We start from the raw sequence: 19290 nt of genomic DNA, 5'->3' as shown, positions 1-19290 counted from the left end.
GCATGACGCCATGACGCCATGACGCGCGAGCGCGCGCGTCAACGCCCCCGATTCACGACGCACGAGCGTCCCTCGATTCAGATAGCGATCTCACCATGAGCAACAAGAAAGCCGATTCGAAACCGCAGGCGAAGTATCCGGTCAACCTGCTCGACACGCCGTTCCCGATGCGCGGCGACCTGCCGAAGCGCGAGCCGCAGTGGGTCAGGGAGTGGGAGGAGCGCGGGATCTACGAGAAGATCCGCGCGGCCAGCAAGGGCCGGCCGAAGTTCATCCTGCACGACGGCCCGCCGTACGCGAACGGCGACATCCACCTCGGCCACGCGGTCAACAAGATTCTGAAGGACATGGTCGTGAAGTCGCGCAACATGGCCGGCTTCGACGCGCCGTACGTGCCCGGCTGGGACTGCCACGGCATGCCGATCGAGATCCAGATCGAGAAGCAGTTCGGCAAGTCGCTGCCCGCGGCCGAGGTGATGAGCAAGGCGCGCACGTACGCGAGCGAGCAGATCGAGAAGCAGAAGGCCGGCTTCAAGCGGCTCGGCGTGCTCGGCGACTGGGGCAATCCGTACAAGACGATGAACTTCGTCAACGAGGCCGAGGAAATCCGCGCGCTCGGCAAGATCATCGAGAAGGGCTACGTGTATCGCGGGCTCAAGCCGGTGAACTGGTGCTTCGACTGCGGCTCCGCGCTCGCGGAAGCCGAGGTCGAGTACAAGGACCGCACCGACCCGACGATCGACGTGATGTTCCCGTTCGCCGAGCCCGACCGAACCGCGAAGGCGTTCGGCCTCGCCGCGCTGCCGCGCACGGAGGGCGGGATCGTGATCTGGACCACGACGCCGTGGACGATTCCCGCGAACCAGGCGCTGAACCTGCATCCCGAGATCGTCTATGCGCTCGTCGACACCGAACGCGGGCTGCTGATCATCGCGGAAGAGCGCGTCGCCGCGTGCATGCAGGAGTTCAAGCTGACCGGCACGATCGTCGCGACGACGCGCGGCGAGAAGCTCGCGAACCTGCGCTTCCATCACCCGCTCGCGGCCGCGCATCCGGGCTACAAGCGCACCGCGCCCGTCTACCTCGGCGACTACGTGACGACCGACACCGGCACCGGCGTCGTGCACTCGTCGCCCGCGTACGGCGTCGAGGATTTCCAGTCGTGCAAGGCGCACGGGATGACGGATTCCGACATCATCAACCCGGTGATGGGCGACGGCCGCTACATCGAGTCGCTGCCGCTGTTCGGCGGCCTCACGATCTGGGATGCGAACCCGAAGGTCGTCGACGCGCTGAACGCGGCCGGCACGCTGCTGCGCAACGAGAAGTACACGCACAGCTACATGCACTGCTGGCGCCACAAGACGCCGATCATCTACCGCGCGACGTCGCAGTGGTTCGCCGGGATGGACGTGAAACCGAACGACGGCGCCGGCACGCTGCGCGAAACCGCGCTCGCGGCAGTCGACGCGACCGCGTTCTATCCGTCGTGGGGCCAGCAGCGCCTCTACAGCATGATCGCGAACCGCCCGGACTGGACGCTGTCGCGTCAGCGCCAGTGGGGCGTGCCGATGGCGTTCTTCGTGCACAAGGAAACGGGCGAGCTGCATCCGCGCACGCTCGAGCTGCTCGAGGCCGTCGCGAAGCGCGTCGAAGCGGCCGGCATCGAGGCATGGCAGACGCTCGATGCGCGCGAGCTGATCGGCGATGACGCGAACATGTACGAAAAGAACCGCGACACGCTCGACGTGTGGTTCGACTCGGGCACCACGCACTGGCACGTGCTGCGCCGCTCGCACGCGCACGATCTGCAGTTCCCGGCCGACCTGTATCTCGAAGGCTCGGACCAGCACCGCGGCTGGTTCCACTCGTCGCTGCTGACCGCGTCGATGCTCGACGGCCGCGCGCCGTACAAGGGCCTGCTCACGCACGGCTTCACCGTCGACGGCGAAGGCCGCAAGATGAGCAAGTCGCTCGGCAACGGCGTCGATCCGCACGAGGTCGCGAACCGCCTCGGCGCGGAGATCATCCGCCTGTGGATCGCGTCGACCGACTACTCGGGCGAGCTCGCGATCTCCGAGGAGATCCTGAAGCGCGTGACCGAAGGCTATCGCCGGATCCGCAACACGCTGCGCTTCCTGCTCGCGAACCTGTCGGACTTCGACTATGCGAAGCACGCGGTGCCGGCCGAGGAATGGCTCGAGATCGACCGCTACGCGGTCGCGTTCTCCGCGCAGCTGCAGACCGAGCTGCTCGCGCACTACGAGAAGTACGAGTTCCACCCGGTCGTCGCGAAGCTGCAGACGTACTGCTCGGAAGATCTCGGCGGCTTCTACCTCGACGTGCTGAAGGACCGCCTGTACACGAGCGCGCCGGATTCGAAGGCCCGCCGCTCCGCGCAGACGGCGCTCCATCACCTGACGCAGGGCCTGCTGCGCGTGCTCGCGCCGTTCCTGTCGTTCACGGCCGAGGAAGCGTGGAAGGTGTTCCAGCCGGCGAGCGACACGATCTTCACCGAAACGTATTACGCGTATCCGGAGATCGCCGGCGCCGCCGAGCTGACGGCCAAGTGGGCCGTGCTGCGCGCGGTGCGCGGCGACATCATGAAGGCGCTCGAGGAAGCGCGCACCGCGAACCGGATCGGCTCGTCGCTGCAGGCCGAAGTGACCGTGCGCGCGAGCGACGCGCGCTACGACGCGCTCGCGAGCCTCGGCGACGACCTGAAGTTCGTGCTGATCACGTCGGCCGCGACGGTCGAGAAGGTCGACGACGTCGCGGACGAAAGCGTCGACGTCGCGGCATCGGCGTACCAGAAATGCGAGCGCTGCTGGCACTATCGCGCGGACGTCGGCACGCACGCCGAGCATCCGACGCTCTGCGGCCGCTGCTTCTCGAACCTGTTCGACAACGGCGAAATCCGGAGCGCAGCGTAAATGGCGAAAACGATGACGAAATCGCGCGGCAATTCCACAACGGGCGGCGCGCTCGTGCCGTGGCTCGGCGTGTCGCTGATCGTGATCCTGTTCGATCAGCTGTCGAAGATCGCGATCGTGAAGACGTTCGCATACGGCGCGCAGCACGCGCTCACGTCGTTCTTCAGCCTCGTGCTCGTGTACAACCGCGGCGCCGCGTTCGGCTTCCTGTCGACCGCGAGCGGCTGGCAGCGCTGGGCGTTCACCGCGCTCGGCATCGTCGCGACGCTCGTGATCTGCGCGCTGCTGAAGCGCCACGGCCATCAGCGCCTGTTCAGCCTGGCGCTCGCGCTGATCCTCGGCGGCGCGCTCGGCAACGTGATCGACCGGGTGATGTACGGCCACGTGATCGACTTTCTCGACTTCCACGTCGGCGCGTGGCACTGGCCCGCGTTCAATCTCGCCGACTCGGCGATCACGGTCGGCGCGGTGCTGCTGATCTACGACGAGCTGCGTCGCGTGCGCGGCGCGCGCTAAAGCAGCGCATACTCTGCGTCGTCGGCCGGCGCCCGCGCGCCGGCCGACGCGCTCGCCCCCAACGGAGACATGAGTTGGCACACGCAGAACTCGCAGGAAAGCATCTGGTTCTCGGCCTGACGGGCGGCATCGCCTGCTACAAGATCGCCGAGCTCACGCGCCTGCTGACGAAAGCCGGCGCGACCGTGCAGGTCGCGATGACCGAAGCGGCCACGCAGTTCATCACGCCCGTCACGATGCAGGCGCTGTCCGGCCGGCCCGTCTACACGAGCCAGTGGGACGCACGCATCGACAACAACATGGCGCACATCGACCTGTCGCGCGAAGCCGACGCGATCGTGATCGCGCCCGCGTCGACCGACTTCCTCGCGAAGCTCGCGCACGGGTTCGCGGACGATCTGCTGTCGACGCTGTGCGTCGCGCGCGACTGCCCGCTGCTCGTCGTGCCCGCGATGAACCGCCAGATGTGGCAGAACCCGGCGACGCAGCGCAACGTCGCGCAACTGCGCGCGGACGGCGTCGCGGTGCTCGGCCCCGATTCCGGCGCGCAGGCATGCGGCGAGGTCGGCGACGGCCGGATGCTCGAACCGGAAGCAATCTATGAAGCGATCGTGTCGCATTTCCAGCCGAAGCGGCTCGTGCACCGCCGCGTGCTGATCACGGCCGGCCCGACGTTCGAACCGCTCGACCCGGTGCGCGGGATCACGAACCGCTCGAGCGGCAAGATGGGCTTCGCGCTCGCGCGCGCCGCGCAGCAGGCGGGCGCCGACGTGCACCTCGTCGCGGGCCCGGTCGCGTTGGCGACGCCGTGGGGCGTGTACCGCGAGGACGTGCAGACCGCGCAGCAGATGCACGACGCGGTGATGCACGCGGTGCCGGACGCGGACATCTTCATCGCGGTCGCGGCGGTCGCCGACTGGCGCGCCGCGCAGCCGGCCGAGCACAAGATCAAGAAGACCGCCGACCGCAAGATGCCGACGCTCGCGTTCGTCGAGAATCCGGACATTCTCGCGACGGTCGCGGCGCTGCCGCATCCGCCGTACTGCGTCGGGTTCGCGGCCGAGAGCGGCGATCTCGACGTGCACGGCGACGAGAAGCGCCGCCGCAAGAACGTGCCGCTGCTCGTCGGCAACCTCGGCCCGCAGACGTTCGGCCGCGACGACAACGAAGTCGTGCTGTTCGAAGCGTCCGGCATCACGCGCCTGCCGCGCGCGAACAAGGATCTGCTCGCGCACACGCTGATCGACGAGATCGCGAAGCGCGTGCCGGACACCCGCCTCATCTGACCTCATACTGCCGCATGAACCTCGACCTGAAGATTCTCGACGCGCGGATGCGCGACTACCTGCCGAAGTACGCGACGCCCGGCAGCGCCGGCCTCGACCTGCGCGCGTGCATCGACGCGCCGATCACGCTCGAGCCGGGCGCGACGGTACTCGTGCCGACCGGCCTCGCGATCCACGTCGCCGACCCGGGCTACGCGGCGCTGATCCTGCCGCGCTCGGGGCTCGGCCACAAGCACGGCGTCGTGCTGGGCAACCTGGTCGGGCTGATCGACTCCGACTACCAGGGCGAGCTGATGATTTCGACGTGGAACCGCGGCCAGACGACGTTCACGCTGAACCCGTTCGAGCGCCTCGCGCAGCTCGTGATCGTGCCGGTCGTGCAGGCGCGGTTCAACATCGTCGACGAATTCGGCGCGAGCGAGCGCGGCGAAGGCGGCTTCGGCAGCACCGGGCGCCACTGACCGGGCGTCACTGACCAGACGGCGGCGCGCCGCCGTCGCCCGAAAATGAAAACGGCGCGGGAAACTTCCCGCGCCGTTCGGTGAGCCGCCGGACCCGCCGGCTCATTCGACTTCGACCGTTTCCTCGTTCGGCTTGTGCGGCGGATTCGCCAGCTTGTCGAACGACAGCTGGATCTTGTCGTTCTCGTCGACATCGACCGTCACGTGGCCGCCGTTCAAGAGCTTGCCGAACAGCAGTTCGTCGGCGAGCGCGCGGCGGATCGTATCCTGGATCAGCCGCTGCATCGGGCGCGCGCCCATCAGCGGATCGAAGCCGTGCTTCGCGAGATGCTTGCGCAGCGCGTCGGTGAACAACGCGTCGACCTTCTTCTCGTGCAACTGGTCTTCGAGCTGGATCAGGAACTTGTCGACCACGCGCATGATGATTTCCTCATCGAGCGCGCGGAAGCTGATCGTCGCATCGAGCCGGTTGCGGAACTCGGGCGTGAACAGCCGCTTGATGTCGGCCATCTCGTCGCCGGTCTCGCGGCGCGTCGTGAAGCCGATCGTCGACTTCTGCATCGACTCCGCACCCGCGTTCGTCGTCATGATGATGATCACGTTGCGGAAGTCCGCCTTGCGGCCGTTATTGTCCGTCAGCGTGCCGTGATCCATCACCTGCAGCAGCACGTTGTAGATATCCGGATGCGCCTTCTCGATCTCGTCGAGCAGCAGCACGCAATGCGGCTTCTTCGTGACGGCTTCGGTCAGCAGGCCGCCCTGATCGAACCCGACATAGCCCGGCGGCGCGCCGATCAGCCGGCTCACCGCATGGCGCTCCATGTATTCGGACATGTCGAAGCGGATCAGCTCGATGCCGAGCGTGAACGCGAGCTGGCGCGCGACTTCGGTCTTGCCGACGCCGGTCGGGCCCGAGAACAGGAACGAGCCGATCGGCCTGTCGGTCTTGCCGAGCCCGGCGCGCGCCATCTTGATCGACGCCGCGAGCGCGTCGATCGCCGGATCCTGGCCGAACACGACGCTCTTCAGATCGCGATCGAGCGTCTGCAGCTTGCTGCGGTCGTCCTGCGACACGCTCTGCGGGGGCACGCGCGCGATCTTCGAGATGATTTCCTCGATCTCGCTCTTGCCGATCGTCTTCTTCTGCTTCGACTTCGGCAGGATCCGCTGCGCGGCGCCGGCCTCGTCGATCACGTCGATCGCCTTGTCCGGCAGATGACGGTCGGTGATGAAGCGCGCCGACAGTTCGGCCGCCGCCGACAGCGCACCCGACGAATACTTGACGCCGTGATGCTCCTCGAAGCGCGACTTCAGGCCGCGCAGGATCGCGATGGTCTGCTCGACGGTCGGCTCGGTCACGTCGACTTTCTGGAAACGACGCGAAAGTGCCGCATCCTTCTCGAAGATCCCGCGATATTCGGTGAACGTCGTCGCGCCAATGCACTTCAGCGTGCCCGACGACAGCGCCGGCTTCAGCAGGTTCGACGCATCGAGCGTGCCGCCCGACGCGGCGCCCGCGCCGATCAGCGTGTGGATCTCGTCGATGAACAGGATCGCGTGCGGACGCTCCTTCAGCTCCTTCAGCACGGTCTTCAGGCGCTGCTCGAAATCGCCGCGATACTTGGTGCCGGCGAGCAGCGCGCCCATGTCGAGCGAGTAGACCTGCGCGTTCGCGAGGATGTCCGGCACTTCGCCGCGCGTGATGCGATACGCGAGGCCTTCGGCGATCGCCGTCTTGCCGACGCCGGCCTCGCCGACGAGCAGCGGATTGTTCTTGCGGCGGCGGCACAGCACCTGCACGACGCGCTCGACTTCGGACTCGCGGCCGATCAGCGGATCGATGCGGCCGTCCTTCGCCATCTGGTTCAGGTTCTGCGTGAACTGCGCGAGCGGCGTTTCCTTCTGCGCGTTCGCGTCCTCGCCCTCGGCGTTCGCGTCGGCCGCCTTCGCGGTCTCGCCGCTGCTCGTCTTCGCGATGCCGTGGGAAATGAAGTTGACGACGTCGAGACGCGTCACGCCCTGCTGCTGCAGGTAGTAGACCGCGTGCGAATCCTTCTCGCCGAAGATCGCGACGAGCACGTTCGCGCCGGTCACTTCCTTCTTGCCGTTCGACGTCGACTGCACATGCATGATCGCGCGCTGGATCACGCGCTGGAAACCGAGCGTCGGCTGCGTGTCGACGTCGTCGGTGCCCGGAACGGTGGGCGTGTTGTCGTGGATGAAATTGCGCAGGTTCTGACGCAGGTCCTCGATGTTCGCCGCGCACGCGCGCAACACCTCGGCCGCCGTCGGATTGTCGAGCAGCGCCAGCAACAGATGCTCTACCGTAATGAACTCATGGCGCGCCTGACGTGCCTCCATGAACGCCATGTGCAGGCTGACTTCCAATTCCTGGGCAATCATGCTTCCTCCATCACGCACTGCAGCGGATGCCCTGCCTGCCGCGCATGGGTAACGACTTGCTCAACTTTGGTCGACGCGATGTCCCGCGTGAAGACCCCACATACCCCTCGCCCTTCGCGATGCACCTTCAGCATGATCTGCGTGGCCGTTTCGCGATCCTTCTTGAAATACTCCTGCACGACCATCACGACGAACTCCATCGGCGTGAAGTCGTCGTTGAGCAGCACCACCTTGTACATCGAAGGCGGCTTCAGCTTCTGCTGCTTGCGTTCCAGGACGGTGCTGTCCTGCTTGTCCGGGATAATCGCCATACACCCATTCTAAACAACTCGGACAGGCCCGCAATCCTGTCATAACCCGACCGACCGGCCGGCGCCCTCCCCGGCTTCCCGGAATCACGCTTGCGCGTTTTCGCGCCATGCGAAAGCCGGCTGCGGTGCCGGCTTTCACGCTTGGCGCGCGCGGCGAGAACCGATTCGTTTCGCCGCGATCGCATCCAGTATCCCACAAGCCGGGATCGCTCGAACGCGTGTCACTCGAGCCTGGTATGTGCGTCGATTATGCTTCTTTTCAAGACGTCGCGCTTGTGACGGCCACGCAAAGCAAAGCCGGAAAAACCCTGAAAATGGGTTCTTTACAACGCCCTCCGATACGCCCAAAAATTTTCTTGACACTCAAATAAAGAGCGCCAACAATCAAGCTGGCACTTTTTTCAATTTGCCGTAAAGGCAAATAAAAAGGGGCCGTGGTGAGCTTGTGAGGGGGGAACGGCTGTATTTTCCGGTCGTTTAGCTTTTCGAGCGTGCTCGTGGTAAGTAGCGACTGTGTGACAGGGGAAGTAGGTATGGCAACAGGTATTGTCAAGTGGTTCAACGACGCGAAGGGCTTCGGTTTCATCACCCCCGACGAGGGCGGTGAGGATCTGTTCGCACACTTCTCGGCCATCAACATGCAGGGCTTCAAAACCCTGAAGGAAGGCCAGAAAGTGAGCTTCGAGGTCGTCCAAGGCCCGAAGGGCAAACAAGCGTCGAACATCCAGGCCGCCTGAGGGCATCGGATTTCGAGTGAGGAAACCCGGCGAAGCGCCGGGTTTCTTTTTTTGTGCCGCCGTCTTTTGTGCCGCCGTCTTTTTTGTACCGCTGAATGGATTATCGCGACGCGCGCGACACACTGTTTCGCCTGCATTGCATAATCGCCGCGCGTCGCGCTTTACGTGTGATTTACGCGTGCTTGACGTGCGCTTGACGTGTGCATTACGTGCGCATTACACGACCTTCAACGTCCCCATCATCCCCATATCCTCGTGCTCGAGGATATGGCAATGGAACATGCGCTCGCCCGGCGTCGGCTGCCGCGTGTCGATCGTCACGGTTTCCCCGCTGCGCACGTTCACCGTGTCGCGCCACGCGCGATACGGCTCCGGCGTGCGCGCACCGTCCGACTCGCGCGCGATCACCTGGAACTGCGTGCCATGCAGATGGAACGGATGATCCATGTCGGTATCGTTGCGGATCGCCCAGCGCTCGACGTCGCCCGCGCGGCTCGTCAGCGTCGCGCGATGCGGCGCGTAGGTCTCGCCGTTGATCATGAAGCGCATGCCGGCCGGGCGGCCTTGTACGGGCGCGCGCATCATCGCGGCCATGTCCATCGACTCCGCGAACGTCACCGCCTTCTGCGCGGCCCGCTCGCCGAGCGCCGGCACCGTGCGCAGCGTCGCCGGCCGCGCGCGTGACTCGGCCGCGGCGAACGACAGATCCGCGAGCGGCAGCGCCGGGGCCGGCGGCAGGCTGCCGTGCCCGCTCGTCGACATCGCCATCTTGCGCCGGTCGTATTGCGCGGCGATCAGCACCGCGCGCGACGCGCGCTCGCCCGCGCGCACCAGCAGCTCCGCGCGCTCGCCCGGCGCGATCAGCAGCGACGTCACGCCGCGCGGCACGTCGAACAGCCCGCCGTCGCTGCCGACGTGCTCGAACGCACGGCCGTCGTCGAATGCGAGCTGCAGATAGCGCGCGCTGCATGCGTTCCATACGCGCCATCGCTCGTCGCCCGCGACGTCGATCCGCGGCCGGCGTGCACCGTTGACGAGCGCGTACTGCCCTTCGCGGCCGTTCATCCAGTCCATCATGTCGTTCGGCGCAATCGTACCGTCGCGCGCAAGCTTCAGGTCGGACACGAACAGATGCCGCTCCGGCCAGCCGGCGAGCGGATCGTCGGCCGCTCGCACGACGAACGGCCCCGCGAGCCCGCGAAACACCTGCTCGGCCGTCATCCCATGCGGATGCGGGTGATACCAGTACGTGCCCGCGCTGCCCTTCGGCAGCGTGAAACGGTAGACGCGCGTCGCGCCCGGCGCGACCGGATCGGACGGGTTGCCGTCCTGGTCCGGCGGCACCGGCAGCCCGTGCCAGTGAATCGTCGACGGCTGCGGCAGCCGGTTCACGAAGCGAATCTCGACCGTGTCGCCCTCGTGCACGTCGATCAGCGGGCCGACCACCGGGCCCTGCGTGCCCGCCCCGAACTGCCAGAACGTCGTCGGCCGCGCACCCGGCAGTATCGCGCGAGCGACCGGCTGCGCGACGAGCGTCGCGCGAAACGTGCCCGGCTCGCGGCTCTCGTCGGCGAGCGTGCGCAGCGCCGGCAGCGGCGCGCCCGCCGGCAGCGCATCGGGCGCCGCGAGCGAGGCCGGCGCCGCAGGCGCCGCCTGCGCGTGGCGAGCGTGCATCGACATGCCGGGCATGTCGTCCATTTCCATATCACCCATGCCGCCCATGCCGCCCATGCCGTCCATGTCACTCATGCCGCCCATGCCGGCGTGGTCCGCGTGCTGGGCCCATGCGCCGCGCGCGAACAGCGACGCAACGGCAACGCCGACGGCGCGCGACAGGAAGGTTCTGCGAATCATCGATCGGTCCTCATAATCGCTCAAAATTTCACGATGCGGAATATACCGTTGCACTGTAAAAAACCATGATGCAAGGCACAAATCGCCGGTTTCGCAATGCCGCAGACCATTCCGCCATTCGGAACAAGAAAAATATCTCTTTGTTTATAAAAGATTATTTTTTGCGTCGAGCATCGCCTACACCCACTCCGCGGAATGGGGGCCCGGACGTAGACTGCTCCACATGGACCGACGTTCCGCTGCGCTCCGGAAGCAGACATTGCGCCGCAGACCGCCAGTCGACTCCGTTCCCGCCCAGGCAGCGGGAGCGTCACCGAAAACGCGTCATAGAAAGGGAGAACGGCAATGAAGGGATTTCGCTTCGGTTCAGCGCAAGGATCGTTCTACATCCTGCCGGGCAACGACGGCTGGGAAGCGACGTTCGGCAACGCGTCGCTCGGCGCTTTCGCGAGCCCCGAACATGCGGCCGATCACATCGCGCGTGGCGCGAGCTGCCCGGCACTGTCCGAACTGGACACCGCGACCCTCGACGTTCCCGAACAGATCGTGGACTGGGAAATCGTCCACGTGTAATGGCGAACGGGGAGCGTCCGGCGGTCCGGGCGCTCCCCGTTTCATTTCATCCCGGCACGCGGCGACGCGTCAGGCTATCGCGTCGACGATCGCGTTCAGCGTCGCGCTCGGACGCATCGCGCGGCTCGTCAGCTCGACGTCCGGACGATAGTAGCCGCCAATCTCCATCGCCTTGCCCTGCGCGGCGCCCAGTTCGTCGAGAATCCGCGCCTCGGCATCGCCGAGCGCCTTCGCGACGCCCGCGAACTGCGCCTGCAGCGCCGCGTCGTCGGTCTGCGCGGCCAGCGCCTGCGCCCAGTACAGGCACAGGTAGAAATGGCTGCCGCGATTGTCGAGGCCGCCGACCTTGCGCGCCGGCGACTTGTTTTCGTCGAGGAACTTGCCGGTCGCCTGATCGAGCGTCTTCGCCAGCACAAGCGCCTTCGGGTTCGCGTACGCCGCGCCCAGATGCTCGAGCGACGCCGCAAGCGCGAGGAATTCGCCGAGCGAATCCCAGCGCAGGAAGCCCTCCTCGACGAACTGCTGCACGTGCTTCGGCGCCGAGCCGCCCGCGCCCGTCTCGAACATCCCGCCGCCCGCCATCAGCGGCACGATCGACAGCATCTTCGCGCTCGTGCCGAGCTCCATGATCGGGAACAGGTCGGTCAGGTAGTCGCGCAGCACGTTGCCCGTGACCGAGATCGTGTCGAGGCCCTGGCGGATCCGCTCGAGCGAGAAGCGCGTCGCGTCGACCGGCGTCATGATCCGGATGTCGAGGCCGCTCGTGTCGTGATCCTTCAGGTAACGCTCGACCTTCGCGATGATCTGCGCGTCATGCGCGCGCGCCGGATCGAGCCAGAACACGGCCGGCACGCCCGTCGCACGCGCGCGGTTCACCGCGAGCTTCACCCAGTCCCGCACCGGCGCGTCCTTCGTCTGGCACATGCGCCAGATGTCGCCCGCCTCGACGGAGTGCTCGAGCAGCACGTTGCCCGTTTCGTCGATCACGCGCACGACGCCGTCCGCCGGAATCTGGAACGTCTTGTCGTGCGAGCCGTACTCTTCGGCCGCCTGCGCCATCAGGCCGACGTTCGGCACGCTGCCCATCGTGACCGGGTCGAACGCGCCGTGCGCCTTGCAGTCGTCGATCACCGCCTGGTAGACGCCCGCGTAGCAGCGGTCCGGAATCACCGCCTTCGCGTCGCACAGCTCGCCGTCCGGGCCCCACATGCCGCCCGAGTCGCGGATCATCGCCGGCATCGACGCGTCGACGATCACGTCGCTCGGCACGTGCAGGTTCGTGATCCCGCGGTCGGAGTTCACCATCGCGACGCGCGGCTGGCGCGCGTACAGCGCCTTCATGTCCGCGTCGATCGCTTCGCGCGTGTCGGCCGGCATGTCCTTCAGGCGCGCGTACAGATCGCCGATGCCGTTGTTCGGGTTGAAGCCCGCGCGCGCGAGCAGATCCGTGTGCTTCGCGAGCACGTCCTGGTAGAACACCGACACGACGTGGCCGAACATGATCGGATCGGACACCTTCATCATCGTCGCCTTCAGGTGCACCGAGAACAGCACGCCCTGCGCATTCGCATCCGCGATCTGTTCGTCGAGGAAGCGGCGCAGCGCGTTCTTGCTCATCACCGACGCGTCGATGATCTCGCCCGCCTTCACCGCGGTCTTGTCCTTCAGCACCTTTTTCGCGCCGTCGGTGGTCGTCAGCTCGATCCTCACGCTGCCGGCCGCGCCGATCAGCGCGGAGCGCTCGCTGCCGTAGAAGTCGCCGTCGGTCATGTGCGCGACGTGCGCCTTCGAATCGGCGCGCCACGCGCCCATCTTGTGCGGATGCTTGCGCGCGTAGTGCTTCACCGACAGCGGCGCGCGGCGATCCGAGTTGCCTTCGCGCAGCACCGGGTTCACCGCGCTGCCCTTGACCTTGTCGTAGCGGGCCCTGATTTCCCGTTCGGCGTCGGTCGACGGCGCTTCCGGATAGTCGGGCAGCGCGTAGCCCTGCGCCCGCAGCTCGGCGATCGCGGCCTTCATCTGCGGCACCGACGCGCTGATGTTCGGCAGCTTGACGATGTTCGCGTCGGGCTTCAGCGTGAGCGCGCCGAGTTCCGCCAGATCGTCGGCCCCCTGCTGCGCCGGCGGCAGCGTGTCCGCGAACGCGGCGACGATACGGCCCGCGAGCGAGATGTCGCGCGTTTCGACAGCGACACCCGACGAGCGCGTGAACGCCTTCACGATCGGGAGCAGCGAGTAGGTCGCGAGCGCGGGCGCTTCGTCGGTCAGGGTATAGATGATCTTCGGGGAATTGGACATGGTGTGTGTTGCGTTGCTGCGTAAGAAATTCAAACCTTGCAGGGGGCGGGCCGCGACGCCCGCAGCACCGCATCGCGCGGCGCACGTCCGGTCCGCCGCGGCGCCTGCCGGCGCGACGGCGAACCGCCCTGCCAAACTGCCATCAATGCATCGATAACACGCCCGGGCGGGCGCTTACATGTTCTCGATCAGCACTTCGCCGAAACCCGAGCACGACACCTGCGTTGCGCCTTCCATCAGCCGCGCGAAGTCGTACGTGACGCGCTTCTGCAGGATCGACTTCTCCATCGCGGCGATGATCGTGTCGGCCGCCTCGGCCCAGCCGAGGTGGCGCAGCATCATTTCCGCTGACAGGATTTCCGAACCGGGGTTCACGTAGTCCTTGCCCGCGTACTTCGGCGCGGTGCCGTGCGTCGCCTCGAACATCGCGACCGAATCCGACAGGTTCGCGCCCGGCGCGATCCCGATGCCGCCGACCTGCGCGGCAAGCGCGTCGGAGATGTAGTCGCCGTTCAGGTTCAGCGTCGCGATCACGTCGTACTCGGCCGGACGCAGCAGGATCTGCTGCAGGAACGCGTCGGCGATCGAATCCTTGATCACGATCTCCTTGCCGGTCTTCGGGTTCTTGAACTGCATCCACGGGCCGCCGTCGATCAGCTGGGCGCCGAACTCCTTCTGCGCGAGCGCGTAGCCGGCATCACGGAACAATCCTTCCGTGAACTTCATGATGTTGCCCTTGTGCACGAGCGTGACCGACTTGCGGTTGTTGTCGATCGCATACTGGATCGCCTTGCGCACGAGCCGCTCGGTGCCTTCCTTCGACACCGGCTTGATGCCGATCCCCGACGTTTCCGGGAAGCGGATCTTCTTCACGCCCATTTCGTCCTGCAGGAACTTGATCACCTTCTTCGCCTGCTCGGACTCGGCCGCCCATTCGATGCCCGCGTAGATGTCTTCCGAGTTCTCGCGGAAGATCACCATGTCGGTCTTCTCCGGCTCGCGCACCGGTGACGGCACGCCCTTGAAGTACTGGACCGGGCGCAGGCACACGTACAGGTCGAGCTCCTGGCGCAGCGCGACGTTCAGCGAGCGGATGCCGCCGCCGACCGGCGTCGTGAGCGGCCCCTTGATCGACACCACGTATTCCTTCAGCACCTGCAGCGTCTCGTCCGGCAGCCACACGTCCGGGCCGTAGACCTTCGTCGCCTTCTCGCCCGCGTAGATCTCCATCCAGTGGATCTTGCGCTTGCCCTTGTACGTCTTCTCGACCGCCGCGTCGACGACCTTGATCATGACCGGGGTGATGTCGAAGCCCGTGCCGTCGCCTTCGATATAGGGAATGATCGGCTGGTCGGAAACGTTGAGCGAGTAGTCCTTGTTCACGGTGATCTTGTCACCGCCGTCGGGAACCAAGATGTGCTGATACGGCATGATCGACTCCAGTGGACGTGCTGAGCAGGTGTGAAACTGGCCGAGGCTGCGCGCGGGACACGCGTGGCGCCCACGCTGGTACGCCCGCTCCCCGGACGACAACAGCGAACAACTATTCTAGCGCCCCACGGGGGCGCGGCATCGCGAAGCGCGGGAGCGAAGCCACCACTCCCTTATGTCTTATATAAGACATAAGATTTAGCGTTCCGTATTATGCATTAAGATCCCGCCATTTGCCATAGACTGCGCCCGGCTTCCCGCGGCGCGCGCCCGCCATGCCCCTGATCGCTCTCAACAAGCCGTTCGGCACGATTTCCCAGTTTTCCGCGCACGAGACCCGGCCGTCGCTCGGCGACTGGGTCAAGACCCCGGGCGTGTACCCGGCCGGCCGGCTCGACGCCGACAGCGAGGGGCTGTTGCTGCTGACCGACGACGGCGCGCTGCAGGCAAAAATCGCCGAGCCGCGCCACAAGCTCGTGAAGCGCTACTGGGCGCAGGTCGACGGCGCGCCGGACGCGGCCGCGCTGAAGGCGCTCGCGCGCGGCGTCGATCTCGGCGACTACGTGACGCGCCCGTGCCGCGCCGAATTCATCGAGCCGCCGGACGCGCTGTGGCCGCGCAACCCGCCGGTCCGCTACCGGGCGGCCATTCCGACCACCTGGATCGAGCTCGCGATCACCGAGGGCAAGAACCGCCAGGTGCGACGGATGACCGCGGCGGTCGGCTTTCCGACGTTGCGGCTGGTGCGCGTCGGGATCGGCGCGCTCGATCTTTTCGCGCTCGGCATTGCACCAGGTGAAACGATCGAGCTGCCGCCGCGCGCGCCATGGGACGGTTTCGCGCGGCCCGCATGACTTTTGCGCGATGCACGATTTTTTTCGTCAACCGCCTGCGAAGATCGCGCGTTAAACGACGCAGATGCCATTCAAAGCTATCCGGCATTGGTGCCCGGACCGCATTTGCGTTGCCCCATCGGCAATTTTTTCGCATGCGATTCGGTGCCGACAGTGCGCAGGGAAATTTCTCGGCGTGACTGTCAACCGAAAGGTGGGTGGCCCCGTTAGACGACGTGACTCCTATTGCCGGGTCATTTGGTTAATTAACTAAAGCTGAGGAACACAACATGAACAAACTGATCGCCGCTCTGGTCGCTGGTCTCTTCGCAACGGCAGCTTTCGCGCAAGCTTCGGCTCCGGCTGCTGCTTCGGCTGCTGCTCCGGCAGAAGCTGCTTCGGCACCGGCCAAGAAGGTCACGCACAAGAAGCACCACGCTGCGAAGAAGCACCACGCAGCGAAGAAGGCTGCTGCTAGCGCCGCTGAAGCCCCGGCTGCTGCATCGAACTAAGCTCTCGAGCTGAATAACGCAGTCAAGAACAAGGTAGTTGCCGTTCTTACGGCGTTGAAAGGCAGGTCTCCGCAAGGCGATCTGCCTTTTTCTTTTTGTGCCCGCCTTCGTGATTCGCGTACCATGCGGGTCTCGATTTCCCCGAAAGGAGCTCTGCTGTGCGATTTCCCCTGCGCCCGTCGCTCGGCCGCCTCGCGCGCGCCGTCCTCGTTCCCGTCGCGCTCGCGCTCGCCGCGGGCGGCATGCAGGCCGCCGTCGCGCAGATCCCGCCCGGCGCGAAACAGCCGAGCGAGTTTCCGCACCTGAAGCTGCGCGCGGGCATGTACGTGATCGACGCGGCCGTCGCCGCGAACGATCCCGACCGCGAGCAGGGCCTGATGTACCGCAGCCAGCTCGCGCCGAACGAAGGGATGCTGTTCGTGTTCAACGAGAACGCGGTGCACTGCTTCTGGATGAAGAACACGCTGATCCCGCTGTCGATCGCGTTCATGCGCGCCGACGGCACGATCACCGACATCGACGAAATGCAGGCCGAAACCACGAACAACCACTGTCCGCGCAACAACGGCGTCTATGCGCTCGAGATGAGCAAGGGCTGGTTCGCCGCGAAGGGCATCAAGCCCGGCATGAAGATCGACGGGCTGCCGCAGCCGCAGTGACCGCCGGCGCGGCGCCGTACGCCGCGCGTCACCCGATCCGCCGGGGCCGGCCGCATCGCGCGCGCCGGCCTTTTGCTTTCGCCCGCCTCTTCGGCACGCTTCGGCCCGCCGCTTTCGCCCGCCCGGCGGCCCGCTTCCTCGGCCCGCCCGGCGGCGCCCCCTCCCGCCCACCGTGCGGTCTGCAAAAGACATGCGCACGCGCTATGCTTTAAATCTCGCTTGATCCATCGCGGGTCGGCGCATGCAACCGGCCCGATTCGTCCCGCACCCACAGGAGGTTCACGTGCCCCGCAAAACCCCCATCGAGCGCTATCGCAATATCGGGATCAGCGCTCACATCGATGCCGGCAAAACCACGACTACCGAACGCATCCTGTTCTATACCGGCGTGAGCCACAAGATCGGCGAAGTGCACGACGGCGCGGCCACGATGGACTGGATGGAGCAGGAGCAGGAGCGCGGCATCACGATCACGTCGGCCGCGACCACCGCTTTCTGGAAGGGGATGGCCGGCAATTATCCGGAGCACCGGATCAACATCATCGACACCCCCGGGCACGTCGACTTCACGATCGAGGTCGAGCGCTCGATGCGCGTGCTCGACGGCGCGTGCATGGTCTACGACTCGGTCGGCGGCGTGCAGCCGCAGTCGGAAACCGTCTGGCGGCAGGCGAACAAGTACAAGGTGCCGCGCATCGCGTTCGTGAACAAGATGGACCGCGTCGGCGCCGACTTCTTCCGCGTGCAGCGGCAAATCGGCGAGCGCCTGAAGGGCGTCGCGGTGCCGATCCAGATTCCGATCGGCGCCGAGGATCATTTCCAGGGCGTCGTCGATCTCGTGAAAATGAAGGCGATCGTCTGGGACGACGACAGCCAGGGCGTCAAGTTCACCTATGAGGAGATCCCCGCGAACCTCGTCGATCTCGCGCACGAATGGCACGAGAAGATGGTCGAGGCCGCCGCCGAGGCGAGCGAGGAGCTGCTCGAGAAGTATCTGACCGACCACAACTCGCTGACCGAGGACGAGATCAAGGCCGCGCTGCGCAAGCGCACGATCCACAACGAGATCGTGCCGATGCTGTGCGGCAGCGCGTTCAAGAACAAGGGCGTGCAGGCAATGCTCGACGCGGTGATCGACTATCTGCCGTCGCCCGCCGACGTGCCCGCGATCCTCGGCCACGATCTCGACGACAAGGAAGCGGAGCGCCATCCGAACGACGACGAGCCGTTCTCCGCGCTCGCGTTCAAGATCATGACCGACCCGTTCGTCGGCCAGCTGATCTTCTTCCGCGTGTATTCGGGCGTCGTCAATTCGGGCGACACCGTGCTCAACGCGACGAAGGACAAGAAGGAGCGGCTCGGCCGGATCCTGCAGATGCACGCGAACGAGCGCAAGGAAATCAAGGAGGTGCGCGCGGGCGACATCGCCGCGGCCGTCGGCCTGAAGGAAGCGACGACGGGCGACACGCTGTGCGATCCGGCCAAGCCGATCATCCTCGAGAAGATGGAGTTTCCGGAGCCGGTGATCTCGCAGGCGGTCGAGCCGAAGACGAAGGCCGACCAGGAGAAGATGGGCCTCGCGCTGAACCGGCTCGCGCAGGAAGACCCGTCGTTCCGCGTGCAGACCGACGAGGAATCGGGCCAGACGATCATCTCCGGGATGGGCGAGCTGCATCTCGAGATCATCGTCGACCGGATGCGGCGCGAGTTCGGCGTCGAGGCGACGGTCGGCAAGCCGCAGGTCGCGTATCGCGAAACCGTGCGCAGCACTGCGTCGGACGTCGAGGGCAAATTCGTCAAGCAATCGGGCGGGCGCGGCCAGTACGGCCACGCGGTGATCACGCTCGAGCCGAATCCGGCGAAGGGCTATGAGTTTCTCGACGAGATCAAGGGCGGCGTGATTCCGCGCGAGTTCATCCCGGCCGTCGACAAGGGCATCACGGAAACGCTGAAGGCGGGCGTGCTCGCCGGCTACCCGGTCGTCGACGTGAAGGTGCATCTGACGTTCGGCTCGTACCACGACGTCGACTCGAACGAGAACGCGTTCCGGATGGCCGGCTCGATGGCGTTCAAGGAGGCGATGCGGCGCGCGAAGCCGGTGCTGCTCGAGCCGATGATGGCGGTCGAGGTCGAAACGCCCGAGGAATTCATGGGCAACGTGATGGGCGACCTGTCGAGCCGGCGCGGGATCGTGCAGGGGATGGAGGACATCGCGGGCGGCGGCGGCAAGCTCGTACGTGCCGAGGTGCCGCTCGCCGAGATGTTCGGCTATTCGACGTCGCTGCGCTCGGCAACGCAGGGTCGCGCAACGTACACGATGGAGTTCAAGCACTACGCGGAGACGCCGACGAGCGTATCCGACGCGGTGATCAACGCGAAGCGCGCCGACACCCGGTAACGTTTCGTATTGTCGGAAAAAAAAAGCCCGTCCGGTTTCGGACGGGCTTTTTTTCTCGACGAGACATATAGTACTAGCGCTGCTA

The 19290-nt window shown here is 65.8% G+C and carries 15 protein-coding genes; 10 read left to right on the top strand and 5 right to left on the bottom strand.

Features of this window, described 5'->3' with window-relative positions:
- The first annotated feature begins 95 nt into the window (after positions 1-95).
- From ileS to dut, 4 genes are all read left to right on the top strand, one after another.
- On the top strand, positions 96-2933 hold the full coding sequence (gene ileS, locus HZI36_RS05160; protein ID WP_179401559.1) for an isoleucine--tRNA ligase: 2838 nt from the start codon (positions 96-98) through the stop codon (positions 2931-2933).
- Positions 2934-3449: a signal peptidase II gene (gene lspA, locus HZI36_RS05155; RefSeq protein WP_179401558.1), complete on the top strand. Its 516-nt coding sequence runs from the start codon at positions 2934-2936 to the stop codon at positions 3447-3449.
- Positions 3450-3523: 74 nt separating this feature from the next.
- A complete protein-coding gene (gene coaBC / locus HZI36_RS05150) occupies positions 3524-4735 on the top strand; it encodes a bifunctional phosphopantothenoylcysteine decarboxylase/phosphopantothenate--cysteine ligase CoaBC (protein ID WP_179401557.1) in 1212 nt (403 codons plus the stop codon).
- Positions 4736-4749: 14 nt separating this feature from the next.
- Positions 4750-5196, top strand: coding sequence for a dUTP diphosphatase (gene dut, locus HZI36_RS05145; RefSeq protein ID WP_179401556.1), 447 nt, complete (start codon positions 4750-4752; stop codon positions 5194-5196).
- A 102-nt stretch (positions 5197-5298) separates the two neighbouring features.
- Here dut and clpA read toward each other — a convergent pair whose 3' ends face one another.
- Together clpA and clpS are read right to left on the bottom strand one after the other, a co-directional pair.
- Positions 5299-7599 (bottom strand): ATP-dependent Clp protease ATP-binding subunit ClpA, encoded by a 2301-nt coding sequence (gene clpA, locus HZI36_RS05140; protein WP_179401555.1) that lies wholly within the window; start codon positions 7597-7599, stop codon positions 5299-5301.
- On the bottom strand, positions 7596-7910 hold the full coding sequence (gene clpS, locus HZI36_RS05135; RefSeq protein WP_179401554.1) for an ATP-dependent Clp protease adapter ClpS: 315 nt from the start codon (positions 7908-7910) through the stop codon (positions 7596-7598). Before clpS ends, clpA begins: the two co-directional genes overlap by 4 nt.
- A 533-nt stretch (positions 7911-8443) precedes the next feature.
- Between clpS and HZI36_RS05130 the strand changes: the two genes are divergently transcribed.
- The gene (locus tag HZI36_RS05130) at positions 8444-8647 is read left to right on the top strand and encodes a cold-shock protein (RefSeq protein WP_004196460.1); all 204 of its coding nucleotides are present in this window, start codon (positions 8444-8446) and stop codon (positions 8645-8647) included.
- Between the two features lie 216 nt (positions 8648-8863).
- On the opposite strand, the gene HZI36_RS05125 is transcribed toward HZI36_RS05130, so the two are convergent.
- A complete protein-coding gene (locus HZI36_RS05125) occupies positions 8864-10501 on the bottom strand; it encodes a multicopper oxidase family protein (protein WP_179401553.1) in 1638 nt (545 codons plus the stop codon).
- 345 nt (positions 10502-10846) lie between these two features.
- Between HZI36_RS05125 and HZI36_RS05120 the strand changes: the two genes are divergently transcribed.
- A complete protein-coding gene (locus HZI36_RS05120) occupies positions 10847-11074 on the top strand; it encodes a hypothetical protein (RefSeq protein WP_179401552.1) in 228 nt (75 codons plus the stop codon).
- Positions 11075-11143: 69 nt separating this feature from the next.
- Here the strand turns inward: HZI36_RS05120 and HZI36_RS05115 are convergent, their stop codons facing one another.
- Positions 11144-13372, bottom strand: a complete 2229-nt coding sequence (locus HZI36_RS05115; protein WP_179401551.1) for an NADP-dependent isocitrate dehydrogenase — start codon at positions 13370-13372, stop codon at positions 11144-11146.
- 174 nt (positions 13373-13546) lie between these two features.
- Positions 13547-14803, bottom strand: a complete 1257-nt coding sequence (gene icd, locus HZI36_RS05110; protein WP_179401550.1) for an NADP-dependent isocitrate dehydrogenase — start codon at positions 14801-14803, stop codon at positions 13547-13549.
- Between the two features lie 275 nt (positions 14804-15078).
- On the opposite strand from icd, the gene HZI36_RS05105 reads away from it, so the two are divergent.
- From HZI36_RS05105 to fusA, 4 genes are all read left to right on the top strand, one after another.
- Positions 15079-15657 carry a pseudouridine synthase gene (locus tag HZI36_RS05105; RefSeq protein ID WP_179401549.1) on the top strand — a complete coding sequence of 193 codons (579 nt, stop codon included), beginning with the start codon at positions 15079-15081 and terminating at the stop codon, positions 15655-15657.
- Between the two features lie 269 nt (positions 15658-15926).
- Positions 15927-16148: a hypothetical protein gene (locus HZI36_RS05100; protein ID WP_179401548.1), complete on the top strand. Its 222-nt coding sequence runs from the start codon at positions 15927-15929 to the stop codon at positions 16146-16148.
- 158 nt (positions 16149-16306) lie between these two features.
- The gene (locus HZI36_RS05095) at positions 16307-16807 is read left to right on the top strand and encodes a DUF192 domain-containing protein (RefSeq protein WP_179401547.1); all 501 of its coding nucleotides are present in this window, start codon (positions 16307-16309) and stop codon (positions 16805-16807) included.
- 283 nt (positions 16808-17090) lie between these two features.
- On the top strand, positions 17091-19205 hold the full coding sequence (gene fusA / locus HZI36_RS05090) for an elongation factor G (protein ID WP_179401546.1): 2115 nt from the start codon (positions 17091-17093) through the stop codon (positions 19203-19205).
- The last annotated feature ends 85 nt before the right edge of the window (positions 19206-19290 follow it).

The sequence above is a fragment of the Burkholderia guangdongensis genome (assembly GCF_013403875.1).
GTDB classification, from domain to species: Bacteria; Pseudomonadota; Gammaproteobacteria; order Burkholderiales; family Burkholderiaceae; genus Burkholderia; species Burkholderia guangdongensis.
This window is presented reverse-complemented; position numbering and strand designations above follow the sequence as displayed.